Genomic DNA, 20,293 nt, shown 5'->3' with positions numbered 1-20,293 from the left:
CCTGACGCCCTGATCGCCGTGTGCGCGCGCCCGTTCCGCGCCCGCGGTCGCTGACGCGTACCCTCGCCGCCCCCTCCCTCCCGGAGTCCGTCATGACGGTCGACCATGCCCCACCACCCCCCGCCCCTTCCGCGCCCGACATATCGGTTCTGCCCGGTTCGGACGTCGAGTCCCTCACCCCCGCACGGGGAGCCGGCCGCGGCCCCTCCGTCCCCCGCTGGCTGCGCCGGGCCGTCGGACCGGTGCTGCTGCTCCTCCTCTGGCAACTGTCGAGCTCGGCGGGGGTGCTGCCGGCGGACGTGCTCGCCTCGCCGGGGACCATAGCCCGGGCGGGCGGCGAGCTGATCGGCGACGGCACGCTGCCGAACGCGATGGGGGTCTCGCTGCGGCGCGTCGCCGTGGGGCTGCTGCTCGGCGGCGCGGTGGGGATCGCCCTCGCCCTGGTGTCCGGGCTCTCGCGGCTCGGGGAGGACCTGGTCGACGCGCCCGTGCAGATGCTGCGGACGGTGCCCTGGGTCGGGCTCATCCCGCTGTTCATCATCTGGCTGGGCATCGGGGAGGCGCCGAAGGTGGCGCTCATCGCCCTCGGCGTCGCCTTCCACCTCTACCTCAACGTGTACGCCGGGATCCGGGGCGTCGACGCCCAGCTCGTCGAGGCCGGCGAGTCCCTGGGGCTCGGCCGGTGGGGCCTGGTCCGGCACGTCGTCCTGCCGGGCGCGCTGCCCGGCGCCATGACCGGCCTGCGGTACTCCCTCGCCACCGCCTGGCTCGCCCTCGTCTTCGGCGAGTCCATCAACGCCGACGCCGGGATCGGCTTCCTCATGAACCAGGCCCGGGAGTTCTTCCGCACGGACGTGATCGTCGTCTGCCTGGTCGTCTACGCCTTCCTCGGCCTGCTCGCCGACGCCCTCGTCCGCACTCTCGAAAGGCTGCTGCTGCAATGGCGACCGACCTTCACCGGGCAGTGACCGTCCAGGGGCTCACCCGCTCCTTCGACGGACGTCCCGTGGTCGACGGGCTCGACCTGACCCTCCACGCCGGGCAGTTCACCGCGCTCCTCGGGCACAGCGGCTGCGGCAAGTCCACGCTGCTGCGCGTCCTGGCCGGGCTCGACCGGGAGATCTCCGGCACCGTCCTCGTCCCGCGCCGCCGCGCCGTCGCCTTCCAGGCGCCGCGCCTCATGCCCTGGAAGAAGGTCTGGCGCAACGTGCTGCTCGGCCTTCCGGGGAAGCCCGGCCGGGAGGTCGCGGAGAAGGCCCTGTCCGAGGTCGGCCTCGGCGAACGCTCGGGGGCCTGGCCGAAGACCCTCTCCGGCGGCGAGGCCCAACGCGCCTCCCTCGCCAGGGCGTTGGTACGGGATCCGGACCTGCTGCTGCTCGACGAGCCGTTCGGCGCGCTCGACGCGCTCACCCGGATCAAGGCGCAGCGCCTGGTGGCCGAGCTGTGGCAGCGGCGCGGCTGCACGGTCCTGCTCGTCACGCACGACGTGGACGAGGCGCTGCTGCTCGCGGACCGCGCCCTGGTGATGCGGGACGGGGTCATCGCGTACGACACCGCCGTCGACCTCGACCGGCCCCGCTCGCCCGGCGACCCCGCGCTCGCCGCGCTCCGCACCCGTCTGCTCGCCGAACTCGGCGTCTCGGAGGGCGAGTCCGTCGAGAAGGCGGCCTGAATCCCGTACGCGTCCCCACCTCCGCACGTACCCCGTACACACCTCCGAGGAGAGAACCGTGAAGTCCTTCCGCCCGTCCCTCGCCGCCCTGCTCGTGCCACTGGCGCTCCTCGCCTCCGCCTGCTCCGGTGCCTCCGCGGCAGGCGAGGCCTCGAACTCCGACGGCAAGGGCTCCCTCGTCCTGAACGTCGGTGACCAGAAGGGCGGCGCCGAGGCCCTGCTGCGCGCCGCCGGCGAACTCGACGACCTGCCGTACCGCGTCACCTGGTCGACGTTCACCTCCGGCCCACCCCTCCTGGAGGCGGTGAACGCGAAGGCCGTCGACATCGGCTCCGTCGGCAACACCCCGCCCGTCTTCGCCGCCGGAGCCGGTTCGAAGATCACCGTGATCGCCGCGACCCACGGCGACGCGGCCGGCGAGGCGATCCTCGTCCCGAAGGACTCGCCGCTGCGCACCGCGGGCGACCTGAAGGGGAAGAAGGTCGCCGTCGCACAGGGCAGCTCCGCCCACTTCCAGCTCGTCGCCTCCCTCGCGAAGGCCGGGCTCAAGCTGTCCGACGTCCAGGTCACCCTGCTCCAGCCGGCCGACGCCCTGGCCGCGTTCACCACCGGCAAGGTGGACGCGTGGGCCGTCTGGGACCCGTACACCTCGCAGGTCCTGCTCAGCGGGAAGGGCCGGGTCCTGACCGACGGACGCGGGCTCGTCAACGGCCTCGGCTTCCAGGTCGCCTCCCCCTCCGCACTCGCCGACAAGGAGAAGGCCGAGGCGATCGGCGACTTCGTCGAGCGGCTGCGCCGCGCCCAGGGCTGGGTGTTCGAGCACCCGGAGGAGTGGGCGAAGGTCTGGGCGAAGGAGACCGGCCTGCCGTACGAGGTGGCGCTCGCCGCCGTCAAGCGCAGCAACGGCACCCGCGTCCCGGTCGCCCTCGACGAGGCGGCCGTCGCCTCCGAGCAGAAGATCGCCGACACCTTCGCCGAACTCAAGCTGATCCCGAAGAAGTTCCGCTTCGCGGACTACGTGGACACCCGTTTCAACAAGGACCTGCCGCCGTCGACCACCGCGGCGCGCAGCTACGGAAAGGCCTCCTGATGAGCGTCCATCTGCACTGGTTCCTGCCGACCGGCGGCGACGGCCGGACCCTCGTCGACCGGCACGCGTACACGGACGGCGGGATCACCCGTAACCGGACCGTGTCCGGGGTGCGCGCGCCCGACATCGACTACCTGGTCCAGATCGCCAAGGCGGCCGAGCAGCTCGGCTTCGAGGCGGTGCTGACCCCGACCGGCACGTGGTGCGAGGACGCCTGGCTGACCACGGTCGCGCTCGCCCAGCACACCGAACGCCTCAAGTTCCTGGTGGCGTTCCGGCCGGGGGTGATCTCGCCGGTCCTCGCGGCCCAGATGGCGTCCACGTACCAGCGGATCACCCGGGGCCGGCTCCTCCTCAACGTGGTGACCGGCGGCGACTCGGCGGAGCAGCGCCGCTTCGGCGACCACCTCGACCACGACCGGCGGTACGCGCGCACGGCCGAGTTCCTCTCGGTGGTGCGGGGCGTGTGGGGCGGGCGGCCGTACGACTTCGAGGGCGAGCACTTCCACGTCGAGGGCGGACTCACGGCCCTGCCGCCGGACCCGCTGCCCGAGATCTTCTTCGGCGGCTCGTCCGAGGCCGCCGGGCCGGTGGCGGCGGAGCACGCGGACGTGTACCTGACGTGGGGCGAGCCGCCGTGGCAGGTGAAGGAGAAGATCGACTGGATCCGGCGGCTCGCGGAGGAGCGCGGCCGGACGGTCCGGTTCGGCATCCGGCTGCACACCATCTCCCGCGACTCGGCCCGCGAGGCCTGGGCGACCGCCGACCGGCTGCTCTCCGACCTCGACGCCGAGACGGTCGCCGCCGCGCAGGAGCTCCTGGGCCGCAGCGAGTCGGTCGGCCAGCAGCGGATGCTGGCGCTGCACCGGGGCGGTTCGCTCGACCGCGACCGCCTGGAGATCTCGCCGAACCTGTGGGCGGGCGTGGGCCTGGTGCGGGGCGGGGCCGGGACCGCGCTCGTCGGCAGCCACGCCGACGTCGCGGACCGGATCGAGGAGTACCACGACCTCGGGGTGGAGCACTTCGTGCTGTCGGGCTACCCGCACCTGGAGGAGGCGTACTGGTTCGGCGAGGGCGTGACGCCGGAGCTGGCCGCGCGCGGACTGCTCCCCTCTCCCCCGGCCTCCCCGCTCCTGGGCGTCCCGGCGGCGAACGGGCGTCCGGCCTCGGCCCCGGGCGGCGCCCCGCTGCTCGTGCCCGGCAGCCGGTAGGAACCGCCGACGGGGCGGGGGGACGGGAAGATCCGCGCCCCCGCCCCGGTTGGTAGAAGCGTGAACGATTTCGTGAGGGCCGAAATGGTGGGAGGAGCGGCCGGGGAGGCCCGTCCGCTCGACGTCGTCGTCATCGGCGCCGGGCAGGCGGGCCTCTCCGCCGCCTTTCACCTGCGGCGCGCCGGCCTGGAGCCGGACCGGGACTTCGTCGTCCTCGACCACGCCCCGCGCCCGGGCGGCGCCTGGCAGTTCCGGTGGCCCTCCCTCACGTACGGCAAGGTCCACGGGATGCACGCGCTGCCCGGGATGGAGCTGACCGGCGCGGACCCCGCGCGCCCCTCCTCCGAGGTGATCGGCGGCTACTTCGACGCGTACGAGCGGACCTTCGACCTGCGGGTCCACCGGCCCGTGGACGTCACCGCCGTCCGGGAGGGCGGGGGCGGCCGGCTCCGGGTGGAGACCTCGGAGGGCGTCTACGAGACCCGGGCCCTGATCAACGCCACCGGCACCTGGGACCGCCCCTTCTGGCCGCGCTACCCGGGTCAGGAGACCTTCCGGGGCCGTCAGCTGCACACCGCCGGATACCCGGGCCCGGAGGAGTTCGCGGGCGAGCGGGTGCTCGTGGTGGGCGGCGGGGCCTCCGGGACCCAGCACCTGATGGAGATCGCCGGGGTAGCCGCCGACACGTTCTGGGTGACCCGGCGCGAGCCCGTCTTCCGCGAGGGCCCGTTCGGCGAGGCGGAGGGTCGGGCCGCCGTCGCGCTGGTCGAGGAGCGGGTGCGGCGGGGGCTGCCCCCGCAGAGCGTCGTCTCGGTCACCGGCCTCCCCCTCAACGACGCGATCCGGGAGGCACGCGCGCGCGGGGTCCTGGACCGGCTCCCGATGTTCGACCGGATCACCCCGACCGGGGTGGCCTGGGACGACGGCCGGAGCGTCGACGTGGACGTGATCCTGTGGGCGACCGGCTTCCGGGCCGCGATCGACCACCTGGCCCCGCTGCGGCTGCGGGAGCCGGGCGGCGGCATCCGGGTGGAGGGCACGCGCGCGGTGCGGGACGAGCGCGTCCACCTCGTGGGCTACGGCCCCTCGGCCTCGACGATCGGCGCCAACCGGGCCGGTCGCGCGGCCGTCTCCGACATCGGGCGCCTCCTGCGCCGCGAACGGGAGCGGGAGCGGGACGGCGAGCAGTCCGTCGTTCCTGCGAACCGACCCGTCGAACCGGTCCTTTGAACCGGTCCTCCGACCCGGTCCGTCGAACCGGCCCGTCCCCGCCGCCTCAGGGTGTCGCCGCCCTCCGGCCCGCGTTGAACTCGGCCACGTTCACCTGGTGGGAGGCGTAGTCGGCGGTGAAGCGGGTGTCGCCCGGGGCGACCGTGACGAAGTAGAGCCAGTCCCCGTCCGCCGGGCTGATCACCGCGTCCAGGGCCTGGTCCCCCGGATTGCCGATGGGGGTCGGCGGCAGCCCCTTGCGCGCGTAGGTGTTGTACGGGCTCGTGGAGCGGATGTCCTCGTGCGTGGTGTCCACAGTGCTGCGGCCGAGCGCGTAGTTGAGGGTCGAGTCCATCTGGAGGGCCATGCCCCGGGCGAGCCGGTTGTGGACGACCCGGGCGACCTTGGCCATGTCGTCCGGGTTGTCGGCCTCGGCCTGGACGATGCTGGCCGCGATCACCGCCTCGTACGTGCTCATCCCGTGGGCCCTGGCGCCCTCGGTGACCTTCGCGGTGCCGAACCGCTTTCCGGCCGTGGCCACCATGAAGCGCAGCAGCTCCTCCGGCGTGGTGGTCGGGAGGACCGGATAGGTGGCGGGGAAGAGGTAGCCCTCGGGGTTGCCGCGGGCCTCGGCGGGCAGCCGGAGGGCGGTGCCGGGCGCGGTCGCGGCCTTCCTCGCGGCCCCCTCGGGCAGTCCGAGCGCCCGGTCGACGGACGTGTAGACCTGGGCCGAGCGCCGGCCCTCCGGGACCAGCAGGGGGCGGGGCCGGTCGGCGGCCGGGCGGCCGTCGCGGACGAGCAGCAGGGTGGCGGTGACCGCGGCGGCCACGGCGAGCGCTGCTCCGAGGAGGAGCACCAGCCGTCCGCGGCGGGTGAGGCGGGGTCGGGAACGGTGCGGGGGTGGGGGTGCGTACGGTGTCGGCCGGTACGTCATGGGCGCACGCTAACCCGGCCCGTACGGGAATCCGGGGAACCCCGCACACGACGGCCCCCGTACGGAGGCCGGGCGTCGTCTCCCGGAACGCTCACGCGGTCCGGGGGACGACCGCCTCCGCGCCCGCCCGCCCGTCCTCCGGGGTCGTGGCACCGTCCCGGCGGACCAGGGCCGCGTACCGCCCGTCCCGGGCGAGCAGCTCCTCGTGCGTCCCGCGCTCCGCGATCCGCCCCTCCTCCAGGACGACGATCTGGTCGGCGTCGCGGACGGTGGAGAGCCGGTGGGCGATGGTGATCGTGGTGCGGCCGGCCGACAGGGTGTCGACGGCCCGCTGCACGGCGTGCTCGGTGCGCGTGTCCAGGGCGCTGGTCGCCTCGTCGAGGACCAGCACCGGCGGATCGCGCAGGATGGTGCGCGCGATGGCGAGGCGCTGCTTCTCGCCGCCCGAGAAGCGGTATCCGCGCTCGCCGACCAGGGTGTCGTAGCCGTCCGGGAGCGAGGCGATGTGGTCGTGGATCTGGGCGGCGCGGGCGGCGGCCTCGATCTCCTCGTCGGTGGCGTCCGGCTTGGCGAAGCGGAGGTTGTCGGCGACGGAGGCGTGGAAGAGGTAGGTCTCCTGCGAGACGACTCCGACCGCGCGGGCGAGGGTGTCGAAGTCCAGGTCGCGCACGTCGACGCCGTCGAGGGTGACGCGCCCGTCGGTGACGTCGTACAGCCGGGGCACCAGGTAGCTGAGGGTGGACTTGCCGGAGCCGGTGGGGCCGACGACGGCCAGGCTGCCGCCGGCGGGGACGGTCAGGTCGACGGCGTCCAGGGTGGGGCGGCCGGGGGCCCCGGGGTCGTACCGGAACTCGACCTTCTCGAAGGAGACCTCGCCGCGGATCCTCGGCAGCCGGACCGGGTCGGCGGGCTCGGTGATGTCGACGGGCAGGTCGAGGTACTCGAAGATGCGCTGGAAGAGCGCGAGGGAGGTCTGCATCTGCACGCCGGTGGAGAGCAGGCTGACGGCGGGCCGGAAGAGGCCCTGCTGGAGCGAGACGAAGGCGACGAGCGTGCCGAGGGAGATCGCGGTGCCGCCGGATCCGACGGCCAGGCCGGCGGCCCAGTAGATCAGGGCGGGCATGGCGGCCATGACGATGCCGATGACGGACATCCGCCAGCGTCCGGCCATGGAGGAGCGGACCTCCAGGTCGACCAGGCGCTCGGACTCCTCGGCGAAGGACCTGGTCAGCGAGTCGGAGCGGCCCATGGTGCGGCCGAGCAGGATGCCGCTGACCGAGAGGGACTCGGTGACGGTCGCGGCCATCGCGGCCATCTGCTTCTGGCGCTGGGTGGTGATCCGCTTGCGCTCGCGGCCGACGCGGCGGCTGATCCAGACGAAGACCGGCAGCAGGAGCAGCGAGACGAGGGTGAGCCGCCAGTCGAGGGCGAGCATGGCGACGACGGTCGCGACGACGGCGGTGAGGTTGGAGACCAGGGAGGTGGCCGTGGAGGTCACGGTCGCCTGCATGCCGCCGATGTCGTTGGCGATGCGGGACTGGACCTCGCCGGTACGCGTGCGCGTGAAGAAGGCGAGCGGCATCCGCTGGAGCTGCTCGTAGACCGCGGTGCGCAGGTCGTGCATGACGCGCTGGCCGACGGTGGTCGAGATGAGGGTCTGGAGGACGCCGAAGACGCTGGTCAGGACGGCGGTGACGATCATCCCGAGGGCGAGCAGGCTGAGCAGCCCGGTGCGGCCCTGGGGGATCGCGACGTCCAGGATCTCCCTGAGCAGGAACGGCGAGGCGACCGAGACGAGCGAGGCGGCGCCGACCAGGAGGCCGACGAGCGCCAGGCGCGCGCGGTAGGGGCGGAAGAGCCGCAGGATGCGCCGCACCTGGGCGGGCTCCTTCGGTTCTCCGGGGTCGCGGGGCGGGGGTGTCCATTCGGACCGGTCGTGGGGGCGCATGGGCTCCTTCGGAGGATTCGGCGTCGATCAGAGCATAGGTCACTGTTACCTATGCTCACAATGAACGGCGTCCTGATATTGTTCCCGTCATGAGCACTACCGACCGTACGAGCGATCCGGACGCCCCCGGCCGCACGAGCGAGGCGGACGTCCCGAGGCGCGCGGGCGAGGCGGACGTCCCGGGCCGCGCGGGCGGGCCGGGCGCCTCCGACGCCGACGGGCTCCTCGCCGAGCAGCTGCTCCGGCTCACCCGCCGGCTGCACCGCATCCAGAAGCGCCATCTGGAGCCGGTCGGCATCACCCCCGCGCAGTCCCGGCTCCTGCGCACGGTCGCGGCCTTCGGGGAGCCGCCCCGGATGGCCGACCTCGCGGCCCGTCTGGAGGTCGTCCCCAGGGCGGTGACCAGCCTCGTCGACGGCCTGGAGGCGGCCGGCCGGGTACGCAGGGCACCCGACCCGGTCAACCGCCGCGTGATCCGGATCGAGCTCACCGACGCGGGCCGCGCCACGCTGCGGGAGCTGCGCAGCGCGCGCCGGGCCGCCGCAGAGGACATCCTTGCTCCATTGACCGCCGAACAGCGCGAGGTGCTCGGAGGCCTGCTGACCGCCCTGGTCGACCCCGGCCCGGAGGGCGGCTGCTGACCCCCCGGGGACGGGATCGCGCCGAAGGGGAGCCGTGACATGCCGCTGCTGGAACCGGACCCGCAGGCCCTCCGTCCCGGCCGGGAGCGGACCCCGGCCCCGGACCGGGTCCCGTCGCTGCACGCCAAGGGCACCTCGCGCCGGCTGCGCGAGGAGCTGACCGGGATCCTCGGCCCCGGCAAGGTGCTCGGGAGGATCTCCGACCTGGTCCGTTACGCCTCGGACGCGAGCCCCTACCGCTTCGTCCCGCAGGTCGTCGTGGTCGCCGAGGACCTCGACGACGTCTCCGCCGTCCTGTCGTACGCGCACGGCAAGGGCCGCGAGGTCGTCTTCCGGGCCGCCGGGACCAGCCTCAACGGGCAGGCTCAGGGCGAGGACGTCCTGGTGGACGTGCGCCGCCACTGGGCCGGCGTCGAGGTCCTGGACGGCGGCGCCCGCGCCCGGATCCGGCCCGGCACCACCGTCGTGCGGGCCAACGCGGCGCTCGCCCCGCACGGGCGGGTCCTCGGCCCCGACCCCGCCAGCGCGATCGCCTGCACGATCGGCGGGGTCGTCGCCAACAACGCCTCGGGCATGACGGCCGGGACGACCCGCAACTCCTACCGGACGGTCGCCTCGCTCACCGCCGTCCTGCCGAGCGGCACCGTGGTCGACACCGCCGCCCCGGACGCCGACGAGGAGCTGGCGCGGGCCGAGCCGGCGCTCTGCGCGGAGCTGCTCGCGCTGAAGGCCGAGATCGAGGCGGACGCCGAGCTGACCGCCCGCATCCGGGCCAAGTACACCCTCAAGAACACCAACGGCTACCGGCTCGACGCCTTCCTCGACGGGGACACGCCCGTCGAGATCCTGCGGGGCCTCATGGTGGGCTCCCAGGGCACCCTCGGCTTCCTCTCCGAGGTCGTCTTCGACACCCTGCCGCTGGACCGCGAGGTCTCCACGGCCCTGCTCTTCTTCCCCTCGCTCCCGGCCGCCGCCGAGGCCGTGCCGCTGTTCAACGACGCCGGGGCGATCGCCGTCGAGCTGATGGACGGCAACACGCTGCGGGCCTCGGTCAGCGTGGCGGGCGTGCCCCCCGACTGGGCGGAGCTGCCGAAGGGGACGACGGCCCTCCTGGTCGAGTTCCGGGCCCCGGACGCGGCGGCCCTCGACGCCTGTGAGCGGGCGGCGGACGAGGTGCTCGCCGGGCTCGACCTCATCGCCCCGGTGGCGTCCGTGGAGAACGCCTTCACCCGCGACCCGAAGCGGATCGGCGGCTACTGGAAGGCCCGCAAGGCGTTCGTGACGGCGGTCGGCGGCTCGCGCCCCTCCGGCACGACCCTGATCACCGAGGACTTCGCGGTGCCGCCGGCCCGGCTCGCGGAGGCCTGCGGCGCGCTGCTCGACCTCCAGGAGCGGCACGGCTTCGACGCGGCCGTGGCCGGTCACGCGGCCCACGGAAACCTCCACTTCCTGCTCGCCTTCGACGCGGCCGACCCGTCCGACGTCGAGCGGTACGCGGCCTTCATGGACGAGTTCTGCAAACTGACCGTGGAGCGCTTCGACGGCTCCCTGAAGGCCGAGCACGCCACCGGCCGCAACATCGCGCCCTTCCTGGAGCTGGAGTGGGGGACGCGGGCGACCGAGCTGATGTGGCGGATCAAGGAGGCCTTCGACCCGGCCGGGGTGCTGGCCCCGAGGGTCGTCCTGGACCGCGACCCGCAGGCCCACCTGCGCGGCCTGAAGACGATCCCGGCCGTGGAGCGGATCGCCGACCCCTGCATCGAGTGCGGCTTCTGCGAACCGACCTGCCCCAGCCACGACGTGACGACCACCCCGCGCCAGCGGATCGTGCTGCGCCGGGAGATGCTGCGGCAGGACGACGGCTCGCCGGTCGAGGCCCGGCTCCTGGAGGAGTACGGGTACGACGCCGTCGACACCTGCGCCGGTGACTCCACGTGCGCGCTCGCCTGCCCGGTCGGCATCGACACGGGCGCCCTGATGAAGGAGTTCCGGCACGCGCGGCACTCGCCGCGCGAGGAGCGGATCGCCGCCCTGACCGCGCGGAACTTCCGGGCCGTGGAGGCCTCGGCGCGGCTCGCGGTCGCCGCCGCCGACCGGATCGGCGACCGGGTCGTGGAGTCGGTGACCGGTCTCGCCCGCAGGGCGGTCCGCCCCGACCTCGTACCGGAGTGGCTGCCGGAGATCCCCGGCGCGGCGCCGCGCCGGCTGCCCCGCACCCACCGCCCGGCGGCGGTCGCCGTCTACTACCCGGCCTGTGTGAACCGGATCTTCGGCAACCCGGACGGCGACCCCGGGCCCTCGCTCCCCGAGGCGGTCGTCGCCGTGTCGGCGCGGGCCGGACGGCCGGTGTGGATCCCGGACGACGTGGCCGGCACCTGCTGCGCGACGATCTGGCACTCCAAGGGGTACGAGCGGGGCAACGAGGTGATGGCGAACCGGATCGTCGAGGCGGCCTGGGGATGGACGGCGGGCGGGAGGCTGCCGCTCGTGGTGGACGCCTCCTCGTGCACGCTCGGCGTCGCGCACGAGGTGGTGCCGTACCTGACGGAGGACAACCGGGAGCTGCACGCCGGACTGACCGTGGTGGACTCCCTCGTGTGGGCGGCGGACGAGCTGCTCCCCCGGCTCGACGTGCGCCGCCGGGTCGGCTCGGCCGTGGTCCACCCCACGTGCTCGATGCGGCACCTGGGCGACGAGGACCGGCTGACCGAGCTGGCCGGGGCCTGCGCGGAGGAGGTCGTCGTCCCCGCCGACGCGGGCTGCTGCGCCTTCGCGGGCGACCGGGGCATGCTGCACCCGGAGCTGACGGCGTCGGCGACGGCCCGCGAGGCGGCCGAGGTCACGGCCCGGCCCTTCGACGCGCACCTGTCGGCCAACCGGACGTGCGAGATCGGGATGGACCGGGCGACGGGCCGGACCTACGAGTCGGTGCTGCTCGCCCTGGAGCGCGCCACGCGCCCCTGACCACCCGTCAGCACCCCCGGAAAACCCGGACGCCGGAGACCTTCGTACGTTCGGGTGAGGCGCGGCGGACGGTACGGCACCGCGCCGGAGCCGGAACGTACAGTCCGACTGTCCGACTCCGGCTCCGGGAGGTTCCGTGAACGAGCAGTCGCCGCCCGCCCCGAGCCGCCGCGAGGTCCTCAGGACCACCGCCGGAGCGGCCGGAGCGGGTCTCGGTCTCGCCGCCGTCGGCACCGGGGCGGCCCACGCGGCCCCCGGCCCCGGCCTCGCCCCCGCGGCCGCCCCGGCACGCCGGGACGCCACCATGGCCGGTGTTCCCTTCGAGGCCCGCTCCACGGTCCGGGTGGGGATCGTGGGCTTCGGCAACCGGGGCGCCGCCATGATCGGCCACTTCCTCGCCCACTCCTGGGTGCGGATCGTCGCCGTCTGCGACCCGGTGCGCGCGAAGGCCGAGCGGGCCGCCGCGCAGGTCGTCGCCGCCGGCCGGCCCGCCCCCGCCCTGTACGCCAACGGCGAGGAGGACTACGAGAACCTCTGCGCCCGCACCGACCTCGACCTCGTGTACGTCGCCACCCCCTGGGAGAGCCACTTCGCGATCGCCCGGGCCGCGATGCTGAACGGCAAGCACGTCGGCGTGGAGTGCCCCGTCGCCATGGAGCTGGACGAACTGTGGGAGCTGGTCGACCTCTCGGAGCGGACCCGCCGGCACTGCATGCAGCTGGAGAACTGCTGCTACGGCCGGAACGAGATGCGGGTGCTGCGGATGGCGCACGCGGGGAAGTTCGGCGAACTCCTGCACGGGGCGGGGGCGTACAACCACGACCTGCGCGCCCTGCTGTTCTCGCCGACGTACTACGAGGGGCCCTGGCGCCGGCTGTGGCACACCCGGCTGCGCGGCGACCTCTACCCCAACCACGGCTTCGGCCCGGTCGCGAACTACATGGACGTCAACCGGGGCGACCGGGCGGTGAGCATCAGCAGCCTCGGCACCCCGGCGCTCGGCCTCGCCGAGTACCGGAGGGAGCACGTGCCGTCCGGCGACCCGAGCTGGAAGGAGACGTACGTCGGGAGCGACCGGACGATCAGCCTCGTCCGGACGGCCAGGGGGCGGGTGATCCGCCTCGAACACGACGTCTCCACCCCGCACCCGTACAGCAGGGTCAACAGCCTGGGCGGCACCCGGGGCGTCTTCGAGGACTACCCGCCCCGGATCTATCTGGAGCCGGACCACCGGGACGACCAGTGGGGCGACTTCTCGGCCTACGCCGCCGCGTTCGACCACTGGCTCTGGAAGGAGCACGCCAACCCGCCGGGCGCGCACGGCGGCATGGACTACCTCATGGTGTACCGCCTGGTGCAGTGCCTGCAGAAGGGACTCGTACCGGACTTCGACGTGTACGACGCCGCCGTCTGGACGGCCCCGCTGCCACTGAGCCACGCCTCGATCAGGGCGGGCGGGGCACCGCAGGAGATCCCGGACTTCACCCGCGGGGAGTGGCAGCGGGCCCGGTCGGGCGTGGACTCGGTGAGACCGGGCTGAGGGGTTTCCGTGCCCGGCTCCGGCAGGCGGGGGCCGGGTGGAGCAGGTACCTTCTGAGACCCCCGCCGCCCACACCCGCCACGAACTCCAGGCAGTCGCGACCGCGTTCGAACGCGCCTCCCGCTCTCACATCCGCGCTGCACACTGCCACGACCACGCTCTACGCCGAGCCGCCCGCGACCCCATCCGCAGCAGCCCTGCCCTAGGCCGATCGGATCACCGACGAGGTGAAGGCCGTTCTCGTCCTTCACCACGCCTCGACCTGAGGTCGGAAAAGCTCAGTGGTCGAATGCGTCCAGGTGCCGGTGCAGCAGGGCACCGATGTCTTCGCGGCCCCCTCCGGCCGGCAGCGGCGAGGGGGTGTCCTCACCGTTCGCCATGGCGAGGCTGCTGGCGAAGCGCACGAGGTTCGGTGTCGGGACGAAGGAGTCGCGCAGCCAGACGGCGAAGGCGCCGGCTTCGTCCGCCGTCACATCGGTGAGGGTGATGTAGGCGTAGTCGGGCTCGGTGATGGCCGCGGTGCCGTCCAGCCACACGTCCGGCGCCAGCTCGATCTCGAAGTCCAGCACGGTCATCTCGTGGACGCCGGACCGCCGGTGCCCGATGGCGGGGTCGGGGAACGCCTCGCGCAGCGCCCGCTCCAGGGAGTCCAGCGTGGCGTGCCAGGCTCCGCCGTCCCCCTCGGGGGGATAGAAGGCGAAGTTCGTCCGGATGTTTCGTTCCGTGGCCATGGTCTTCCTTGTTCTCAGGGGACGTACCGCGTCGAGCCGGGCGTGCCCGTCATCGCCATCATGGACTGCCAGTAGACGGCGTTGTCCCTGCCGTTCGTCACGATCTCCAGGCCCTTGATCTCGCTGTTGGCAGGGTTGGCCATGGCCTGCTTGTAGCGGACGAGTTCCTTCTCGTCACCCGCGTACATGGAGTCGACGACGGGGTCCCACGCGATCTTTCCCTGATTGTTGATCTTCACAGGCTTCGCCAATGTCTCCTCGACTCGGTCGAGGGTGCGGAAGCTCTTCTTCGTGCAGTCCGGGTCCCGCACGTGCTTCGCCTCGACGAGGTGGCCGTCGAGGGGGCGTATGCCGTCCACCATGAGCCCGCGCTTGCTCCCGAGCAACGGCACTTCCCGCTCGGGGTAGCCGGCCACGCGAAGCTGGTAGGCGTTGTCCGGGGCCGCCGGGCCACCACCGCCGGCCAGGCCGCCGGGCCGGAGGGTGTTCACCCACGCGCGGAACTGCTGCTGCTCTGCCGCGGTGAGCAGACGGGTCGTCCCGGGGACCGGTGGAATCGGGTCGACGAAGGAGATTCCCGGGTAGACAGGGTTGATCATCGGAGCCAGGGTCGGCACCTGCCCGGTGTACGACGCGAGGACGACCGGGACGGGTACGGGCACCGGCACGGGAACGAGCGGCGGCAGGAACGGGAGTCCCGGGACGGCGGGCGCCGCCGGCGGATCGGCCGCGGGGAGCTTGACGCGTGCGGCGGACGAGTCCAGCGCATGGCCCACGGAGCCGAGGTCCCGGATCCAGGAGTCCCCGAGCACGGCATCGAGCAGTCCGCCGTCGTATCCGTTGCCGCCGAACATCGGCTGGTCCCAGGGCATGTCGACCGCGAAGAGGTCCAGCTTGCGCTCGGCGATCCTCCCCTTGGAGGCCTCCACGTGCTCGGCGTACCGGTCACATGCCTTGGCCATCTGTGTGCAGGCGGCGACGAGATTCGTCACCAGCGGCTCGCCTTCCTCCGCCTTCGCCGGAGGGCAGGTGAGGCCGACACTGTGCTTGACGTACGTCTGGAAGGCATCGGCGGCCTCGCCGGAGTGCGCCTTGCTCGCGGTGAGGGCGTACGCCTGCGCGTCCTCCAGGAAGCGCTGCATGAGCACCCCGGCGTGACGCCAGGAGCCGGCGACGTCCCGGATCTTCTCCGGCGAGCCACGGAAGCGGTCACTGCCGCCGCTGGGAGCGTACTGCTCGTACCAGGCGGTCTCCCCCACCACCTCAGGGAGCTCCTGGCCCAGCCCGAGGTAGTTCTCGGTGCAGTCGGCGCCGGGGTCTCCCATCCCTGCGGTGAGGTCGGCCTGCCGGCCCAGGAAGGCAGAGACCAGACGGCTTTCCTCGGCCATGAACTCGCGGGCGTTACGCATCAGCCCCTTGCTCGTCTCGCCAAGGACGTAGGAGCTGAACCCCATCTTGTCGAGCGTCGCGGAGGCCGCCGAGACGTACACCTTGGCAAAGGCTCGCCCGGCTTCGTCGTCTCCTGCCATCCTGTGTTGCCGCGCCAGTTCGTGTCCCAGGGCGATAGCCGTGTCACGCGCTCCTCGCATCGTGGCGAGCCGGTCCGAGACGCTGTGCATCGCGTGCAGGATCACGCGGCGTCCCGCTGCCGCTGCCAGGAGGTTCGCCGACAGCTCCGACGCGAGTCCGGGTGCGGCGTCCCGTCCGGTCCCGGCGCCTTCCGGGCGTGACCATGGCCGGATCCGTTCCCTCCAGGTGGAAAATCGATTGCCGGTTCCCGGGGAAAAAAGCGAACCTTGCACGGTTTCCGGCGCCGTCGCACCCCCGACGCGCGTCTCCCCCGCCCTACCCGGAGACCCTGGGACGCCATGCAGATTCGAGATCTTCCCTATGCCGACCCAGGCGTCCCCGATGTGCGTTCGGGCACGCGGTTCCTCGTCTGGCTCGGTCGCCGACAGCTCGGCGGGCAGGTGAAGTCCCTGCTCTGGGGGCTGTTGCACTACCTGGGCATCGCCGGCCTGCCGTTCGGCATCGGACTCGCCGTCCAGGCGGTCGTGGACCGCGACGGCGGGCGGCTCGCGCTCGCCGGGGTGCTGCTCCTCGCCTTCGGGGTCGCGATCGCGGCGGGCGACGTGATGCTGCACCGCACCGCCGTCACCAACTGGATCACCGCCGCCACCCGGGTGCAGCAGCTCCTCGCCCGCAAGACCGCCGAACTGGGCTCCGTCCTGACCCGGCGGGTCGCCGCCGGCGAGGTCGTCGCCGTCTCCACCGGCGACGTCGAGAAGATCGGCTGGTTCGTCGAGGCCCTGTCGCGGTTCGCGGCGAGCGCCGTCGTGCTCGTGGCCATCTGCGCGGGCCTCCTCGTCTACCAGCCCGCCCTGGGCGTCGTGGTGGCCGTCGGCGTCCCCGTCCTCGCCCTCGCCGTGCTGCCGCTGCTCCCCCGCGCGACCCGCCGGGCGGACGTCCAGCGCGAGAAGGCGGGCCGGGCCACGGAGCTGGCCTCCGACACCGTCGCCGGGCTGCGCGTGCTGCGCGGCATCGGCGGCGAGGAGCTGTTCCTGGGCCGCTACCGCGCCGCCTCGCAGGAGGTCCGACGGGCGGCCGTGCACAGCGCGCGCATGTGGGCCCTGATCTCCGCGATCCAGGTCGTGCTGCCCGGTCTGCTGCTCATCGCGGTGGTGGTGCACGGCGCCCGGCTCGCGCTCGACGGGCGGATCGCGGTCGGCGAACTGGTCACCGTCTACGGCGCCGTGGCCCTCGCCCACCATCCACTGCGCAACTTCGAGGAGATCGCGATGGCGTACTCCTTCTCCCGGCCGTCCGCGAAGCGGGCCGCGCGGGTGCTGGCGCTCGCCCGTACGACGACCGCCACGGCGGCCGGGGACGGGGAGCGCCGGGCGACCGGCGACCTGTACGACCCGCTGACCGGGGTGCGCGCCCCGGCCGGGCTGTTCACCGCCGTCGTCTGCGGCGACCCGGACGCGGCCGGGCGGCTCGCGGACCGGCTCGGCGGCCACCCGGCCGAACCGTCCGCCGAGGGGCGGGCCCACGCCTCGGTGCTGCTCGGCGGGGTCCCGCTCGACGAACTGCCGCTGGAGACCGCCCGTACCGCCGTCCTCGTGCAGGACAAGGACCCGGTGCTGCTCTCCGGCACCCTGCGCGAACTGCTCGACGTGCCCGCCTCGGGCGCGGTGCGGGCCGAGGACGCGCTGACCGCCGCCCGTTGCGAGGACGTCCTCGACGCGCTGGCCCAGGCCTCCGTGGACGCCGACGGCGACCCGATGCGCACCCGGATCACCGAGCGCGGCCGGTCGCTCTCCGGCGGCCAGCGCCAGCGCCTCGCGCTCGCCCGGTCCCTGGTGGCCGACCCGGAGGTCCTCGTCCTGGACGAGCCGACCTCGGCGGTCGACGCGCACACCGAGGCACGGGTGGCCGCCGGGATCGCCGGACTGCGCGCGGGCGCGACCACCGTCGTCCTCGCCTCCTCGCCGCTGCTCCTGGACCGCGCCGACCGGGTGGTCCTGGTCCACGAGGGCCAGGCGGTCGCCGTCGGCACCCACCGCGAACTGCTCGCCCGGGAGCCCCGCTACCGCGCGGTCGTCACCCGTGAGGCGGACGAGGAGTTCACGGTGGGCGCCGTGCGCGAGCCGGGGGCGGTCGCACTCGAAGCACTGGAAGGGGAATCGGCATGATCGGCCTGGCTCCGCCGGAGTACGACCCGGGGGCCCCGACGACGGCGACGACGCTGCCCGTCGCCGCGACGGCGACCGTCCGCACCTACGTGCGCGCGCTGCTCCGCCGTCACCGCCGGGCGTTCGCCCTGCTCGTCGGGGTGAACGCGGTCGCCGTCATCACCTCGATGGTCGGCCCGTACCTGTTGGGCTCGGTGGTGGACGGCCTGGCGGCCGGGGCCCGCGACCTGCACCTGGAGCGCACGGTCGCGCTGTTCGCGGGCGCGCTCCTCGTCCAGGCCGTGTTCGTGCGGCTCGTCCGGCTGCGCGGGGCGATGCTGGGCGAGGAGATGCTCGCGGACCTGCGCGAGGACTTCCTGGTCCGGTCGGTGGGCCTGCCGCCGGGCGTGCTCGAACGGGCCGGGACCGGGGACCTGCTCTCGCGGATCACCACGGACGTCGACCGGCTCGCCAACGCGATGCGCGAGGCCGTGCCCCAGCTCGCCATCGGCGTGGTGTGGGCGGGGCTGCTGCTCGGCGGCCTGGTGGTGACGGCCCCGCCGCTCGCGCTCGCCCCGCTCCTCGCGGCGCCGCTCCTCGTCGTGGGCTGCCGGTGGTACTTCCGGCGGGCTCCCTCGGCGTACCGCTCGGAGGCCGCGGGGTACGCGGCGGTGGCCGCCGCGCTCGCGGAGACCGTCGACGCGGGCCGCACGGTCGAGGCGCACCGCCTCGGCGCGCGCCGGGTCGCCCTGTCGGACCGGCGGATCAGGGAGTGGGTCGGATGGGAGAGGTACACCCTCTTCCTGCGCTCGGTACTCTTCCCCGCCGTCGACCTCACCCACGTGCTGGTGCTGGGCGTCGTGCTGCTGCTCGGCGGGACGTTCGTGCTGCGGGGCTGGATGGACGTGGGACAGCTGACCACGGGCGCGCTGCTCTCGCAGATGCTGGTGGAACCGATCGGGATCGTCCTGCGCTGGTACGACGAGCTCCAGGTCGCGCAGGTCTCCCTGGCCCGGCTCGTCGGCGTCCGGGACATCGAGCCGGAGGCGGGCGACGCGAAGGTGCGGCCCGAGGGCCGGACGGTGCGGGCGGACGAGGTGCGGTTCGGCTACCGGGAGGGCGTCGACGTGCTGCACGAGGTGACCCTGAAGGTGGCGCCGGGCACCCGGATCGCCCTGGTCGGCCCGTCCGGCGCGGGCAAGTCCACCCTCGGGCGGCTGCTCGCGGGCGTCTACGCCCCGCGGACCGGGTCGGTCACCCTCGGCACGGCCGAACTGGCGCGGATGCCCGCCGAGCGGGTCCGCGAGCACGTGGCCCTGGTCAACCAGGAGCACCACGTCTTCGTGGGCTCCCTCCGGGACAACCTGCTGCTCGCCAGGGCCGGGGCCGACGACACCGAGCTGTGGGCGGCGCTCGCGGCCGTGGACGCGGAGGGCTGGGCCCGGGGCCTCGACGGGGGCCTGGACACCGAGGTCGGCTCGGGCGGCCGGGCGCTGACCCCGGCGCAGGCCCAGCAGATCGCCCTGGCCCGGCTCGTCCTGGCGGACCCGCACACCCTGGTCCTGGACGAGGCGACCTCCCTGCTCGACCCCCGGGCCGCCCGCCATCTGGAGCGGTCGCTCGGCCGGGTCCTCGACGGGCGCACGGTCGTGGCGATCGCGCACCGGCTGCACACCGCGCACGACGCCGACCTGATCGCGGTGGTCGAGTCCGGCCGGATCAGCGAGCTGGGCAGCCACGAGGAGCTGGTCGCGGCGGACGGGGCGTACGCGGCGCTGTGGCGGTCCTGGCACGGGTGACGGGCCGTGCGTACGCGAGAGGGCCCGCGCCGGAGATCCGGTGCGGGCCCCCTCGCCTGCGGGCGGAGCTACACCAGGCCGAGCGCGAAGACCGCGCCGAGCCCGCCCAGGAGCATGAAGGCGGGTGTGAGGACCTTCAGCTCGACCCAGCTTCCGGCCCGGAACCGCATGAACCTGGGCGGGCCGACCGGGTACCAGAACTTGCGGCCGACGGGTATGGGCCAGAGGACCGGGCAGCCCGAGACCGTCAGGGCGTCGCCGATGTCGTGGACGAGGGCGCCGAGGACGATCGGCAGCCCGAGCCACAGGTACTCCTGGCCGGGACCGGTGAAGAACCAGTTCGCGCCGTTGCCGGGGTCTTCGAGGATGTCCGCCATGATCCAGGCGCCGGCCGCGCCGAGCAGCCAGACCAGGACGTCGCTGGAGGCCCGGGCGGCCTTCCACAGGAGGCCTTCCACGGCCAGGACGAGGTGGACGAAGAGGAGGGCGAGGACCGCCCACCGGCCGCCGCTGACCGCCGCCGCGGAGGCCCCGACGCCCATCAGGGCCGCCCAGAGCCAGGTGTGGGTGAGGGTCCGGTGTCCTCCGGTCCGCCGGGGGTCGGCCTTGGAGCGGGTGGCCTTGTAGACGGCGTACGACAGCTTGTCGATGATCCCGCAGAGGATCTTGGAGAGGGGACCGAAGGAGCGCGATATGGTCGCGGACTTGTGGTCGAGGTCGGGGGCGAGGGCGGCGCCCGCGCAGATGAGCGCGCCGACGACGAGCACCGGCCAGGGCATCGGGCGGTCGTAGGCCGCCGCGAGGGCCCCGACCCCCAGCCAGGCCGCCGCTCCGGACAGCGAGTGCGCCGGTCCCATCATGGTTGGCCCGCCCCGTTTCT

The 20,293-nt window shown here is 73.8% G+C and carries 15 protein-coding genes; 10 read left to right on the top strand and 5 right to left on the bottom strand.

What is annotated here, in order from left to right:
* Positions 1–92 precede the first annotated feature (92 nt).
* The 5 genes from ACWGSR_RS25490 (at position 93) to ACWGSR_RS25470 (ending at position 5,203) form a co-directional block, all read left to right on the top strand.
* On the top strand, positions 93–968 hold the full coding sequence (locus tag ACWGSR_RS25490) for an ABC transporter permease (protein WP_453569249.1): 876 nt from the start codon (positions 93–95) through the stop codon (positions 966–968).
* Entirely contained in the window at positions 941–1,672 is a 732-nt protein-coding gene (locus ACWGSR_RS25485) for an ABC transporter ATP-binding protein (protein ID WP_383364701.1), read from the top strand. The genes ACWGSR_RS25490 and ACWGSR_RS25485 overlap by 28 nt, the downstream gene beginning before the upstream one ends.
* Positions 1,673–1,730: 58 nt before the next feature.
* Positions 1,731–2,762 (top strand): ABC transporter substrate-binding protein, encoded by a 1,032-nt coding sequence (locus ACWGSR_RS25480; protein WP_453569245.1) that lies wholly within the window; start codon positions 1,731–1,733, stop codon positions 2,760–2,762.
* The gene (locus ACWGSR_RS25475) at positions 2,762–3,973 is read left to right on the top strand and encodes an LLM class flavin-dependent oxidoreductase (RefSeq protein WP_453569242.1); all 1,212 of its coding nucleotides are present in this window, start codon (positions 2,762–2,764) and stop codon (positions 3,971–3,973) included. The genes ACWGSR_RS25480 and ACWGSR_RS25475 overlap by 1 nt, the downstream gene beginning before the upstream one ends.
* A gap of 84 nt (positions 3,974–4,057) precedes the next feature.
* A complete protein-coding gene (locus ACWGSR_RS25470; protein WP_453569332.1) occupies positions 4,058–5,203 on the top strand; it encodes an NAD(P)-binding domain-containing protein in 1,146 nt (381 codons plus the stop codon).
* A 46-nt stretch (positions 5,204–5,249) separates the two neighbouring features.
* On the opposite strand, the gene mltG is transcribed toward ACWGSR_RS25470, so the two are convergent.
* Positions 5,250–6,116: an endolytic transglycosylase MltG gene (gene mltG / locus ACWGSR_RS25465; protein ID WP_453569239.1), complete on the bottom strand. Its 867-nt coding sequence runs from the start codon at positions 6,114–6,116 to the stop codon at positions 5,250–5,252.
* Positions 6,117–6,207: 91 nt separating this feature from the next.
* A complete protein-coding gene (locus ACWGSR_RS25460; RefSeq protein ID WP_453569236.1) occupies positions 6,208–8,064 on the bottom strand; it encodes an ABC transporter ATP-binding protein in 1,857 nt (618 codons plus the stop codon).
* Positions 8,065–8,153: 89 nt separating this feature from the next.
* On the opposite strand from ACWGSR_RS25460, the gene ACWGSR_RS25455 reads away from it, so the two are divergent.
* From ACWGSR_RS25455 to ACWGSR_RS25445, 3 genes are all read left to right on the top strand, one after another.
* Positions 8,154–8,705 (top strand): MarR family winged helix-turn-helix transcriptional regulator, encoded by a 552-nt coding sequence (locus ACWGSR_RS25455; protein WP_453569234.1) that lies wholly within the window; start codon positions 8,154–8,156, stop codon positions 8,703–8,705.
* Between the two features lie 39 nt (positions 8,706–8,744).
* Positions 8,745–11,669, top strand: coding sequence for an FAD-binding and (Fe-S)-binding domain-containing protein (locus tag ACWGSR_RS25450; RefSeq protein ID WP_453569232.1), 2,925 nt, complete (start codon positions 8,745–8,747; stop codon positions 11,667–11,669).
* 136 nt (positions 11,670–11,805) lie between these two features.
* A complete protein-coding gene (locus ACWGSR_RS25445; protein ID WP_453569230.1) occupies positions 11,806–13,209 on the top strand; it encodes a Gfo/Idh/MocA family protein in 1,404 nt (467 codons plus the stop codon).
* Between the two features lie 278 nt (positions 13,210–13,487).
* Here the strand turns inward: ACWGSR_RS25445 and ACWGSR_RS25440 are convergent, their stop codons facing one another.
* Both ACWGSR_RS25440 and ACWGSR_RS25435 read right to left on the bottom strand, forming a co-directional pair.
* Entirely contained in the window at positions 13,488–13,940 is a 453-nt protein-coding gene (locus ACWGSR_RS25440) for a hypothetical protein (protein WP_453569228.1), read from the bottom strand.
* Between the two features lie 14 nt (positions 13,941–13,954).
* Positions 13,955–15,559, bottom strand: a complete 1,605-nt coding sequence (locus tag ACWGSR_RS25435; RefSeq protein WP_453569226.1) for a restriction endonuclease fold toxin-2 domain-containing protein — start codon at positions 15,557–15,559, stop codon at positions 13,955–13,957.
* Between the two features lie 249 nt (positions 15,560–15,808).
* Here ACWGSR_RS25435 and ACWGSR_RS25430 point away from each other — a divergent pair, with 249 nt between their 5' ends.
* Together ACWGSR_RS25430 and ACWGSR_RS25425 are read left to right on the top strand one after the other, a co-directional pair.
* Entirely contained in the window at positions 15,809–17,635 is a 1,827-nt protein-coding gene (locus ACWGSR_RS25430; RefSeq protein WP_453569224.1) for an ABC transporter transmembrane domain-containing protein, read from the top strand.
* On the top strand, positions 17,632–19,413 hold the full coding sequence (locus ACWGSR_RS25425; RefSeq protein WP_453569222.1) for an ABC transporter ATP-binding protein: 1,782 nt from the start codon (positions 17,632–17,634) through the stop codon (positions 19,411–19,413). The genes ACWGSR_RS25430 and ACWGSR_RS25425 overlap by 4 nt, the downstream gene beginning before the upstream one ends.
* Positions 19,414–19,481: 68 nt before the next feature.
* On the opposite strand, the gene ACWGSR_RS25420 is transcribed toward ACWGSR_RS25425, so the two are convergent.
* Complete coding sequence (locus ACWGSR_RS25420; protein ID WP_376234447.1) at positions 19,482–20,273, bottom strand: metal-dependent hydrolase; 792 nt, start codon at positions 20,271–20,273, stop codon at positions 19,482–19,484.
* Positions 20,274–20,293: the final 20 nt, after the last annotated feature.

This window comes from Streptomyces sp. NPDC055632, from assembly GCF_053618675.1.
This window is presented reverse-complemented; position numbering and strand designations above follow the sequence as displayed.

What these genes read in the sequence shown, in the direction of transcription:
- ACWGSR_RS25490 (WP_453569249.1), top strand. Translation starts at nt 93, where the DNA reads ATGACGGTCGACCATGCCCCACCACCCCCCGCCCCTTCCGCGCCCGAC.
- ACWGSR_RS25485 (WP_383364701.1), top strand. Translation starts at nt 941, where the DNA reads ATGGCGACCGACCTTCACCGGGCAGTGACCGTCCAGGGGCTCACCCGC.
- ACWGSR_RS25475 (WP_453569242.1), top strand. Translation starts at nt 2,762, where the DNA reads ATGAGCGTCCATCTGCACTGGTTCCTGCCGACCGGCGGCGACGGCCGG.
- ACWGSR_RS25470 (WP_453569332.1), top strand. Translation starts at nt 4,058, where the DNA reads ATGGTGGGAGGAGCGGCCGGGGAGGCCCGTCCGCTCGACGTCGTCGTC.
- mltG (WP_453569239.1), bottom strand. Translation starts at nt 6,116, where the DNA reads ATGACGTACCGGCCGACACCGTACGCACCCCCACCCCCGCACCGTTCC.
- ACWGSR_RS25460 (WP_453569236.1), bottom strand. Translation starts at nt 8,064, where the DNA reads ATGCGCCCCCACGACCGGTCCGAATGGACACCCCCGCCCCGCGACCCC.
- ACWGSR_RS25455 (WP_453569234.1), top strand. Translation starts at nt 8,154, where the DNA reads ATGAGCACTACCGACCGTACGAGCGATCCGGACGCCCCCGGCCGCACG.
- ACWGSR_RS25450 (WP_453569232.1), top strand. Translation starts at nt 8,745, where the DNA reads ATGCCGCTGCTGGAACCGGACCCGCAGGCCCTCCGTCCCGGCCGGGAG.
- ACWGSR_RS25440 (WP_453569228.1), bottom strand. Translation starts at nt 13,940, where the DNA reads ATGGCCACGGAACGAAACATCCGGACGAACTTCGCCTTCTATCCCCCC.
- ACWGSR_RS25435 (WP_453569226.1), bottom strand. Translation starts at nt 15,559, where the DNA reads ATGCACAGCGTCTCGGACCGGCTCGCCACGATGCGAGGAGCGCGTGAC.
- ACWGSR_RS25430 (WP_453569224.1), top strand. Translation starts at nt 15,809, where the DNA reads ATGCAGATTCGAGATCTTCCCTATGCCGACCCAGGCGTCCCCGATGTG.
- ACWGSR_RS25425 (WP_453569222.1), top strand. Translation starts at nt 17,632, where the DNA reads ATGATCGGCCTGGCTCCGCCGGAGTACGACCCGGGGGCCCCGACGACG.
- ACWGSR_RS25420 (WP_376234447.1), bottom strand. Translation starts at nt 20,273, where the DNA reads ATGATGGGACCGGCGCACTCGCTGTCCGGAGCGGCGGCCTGGCTGGGG.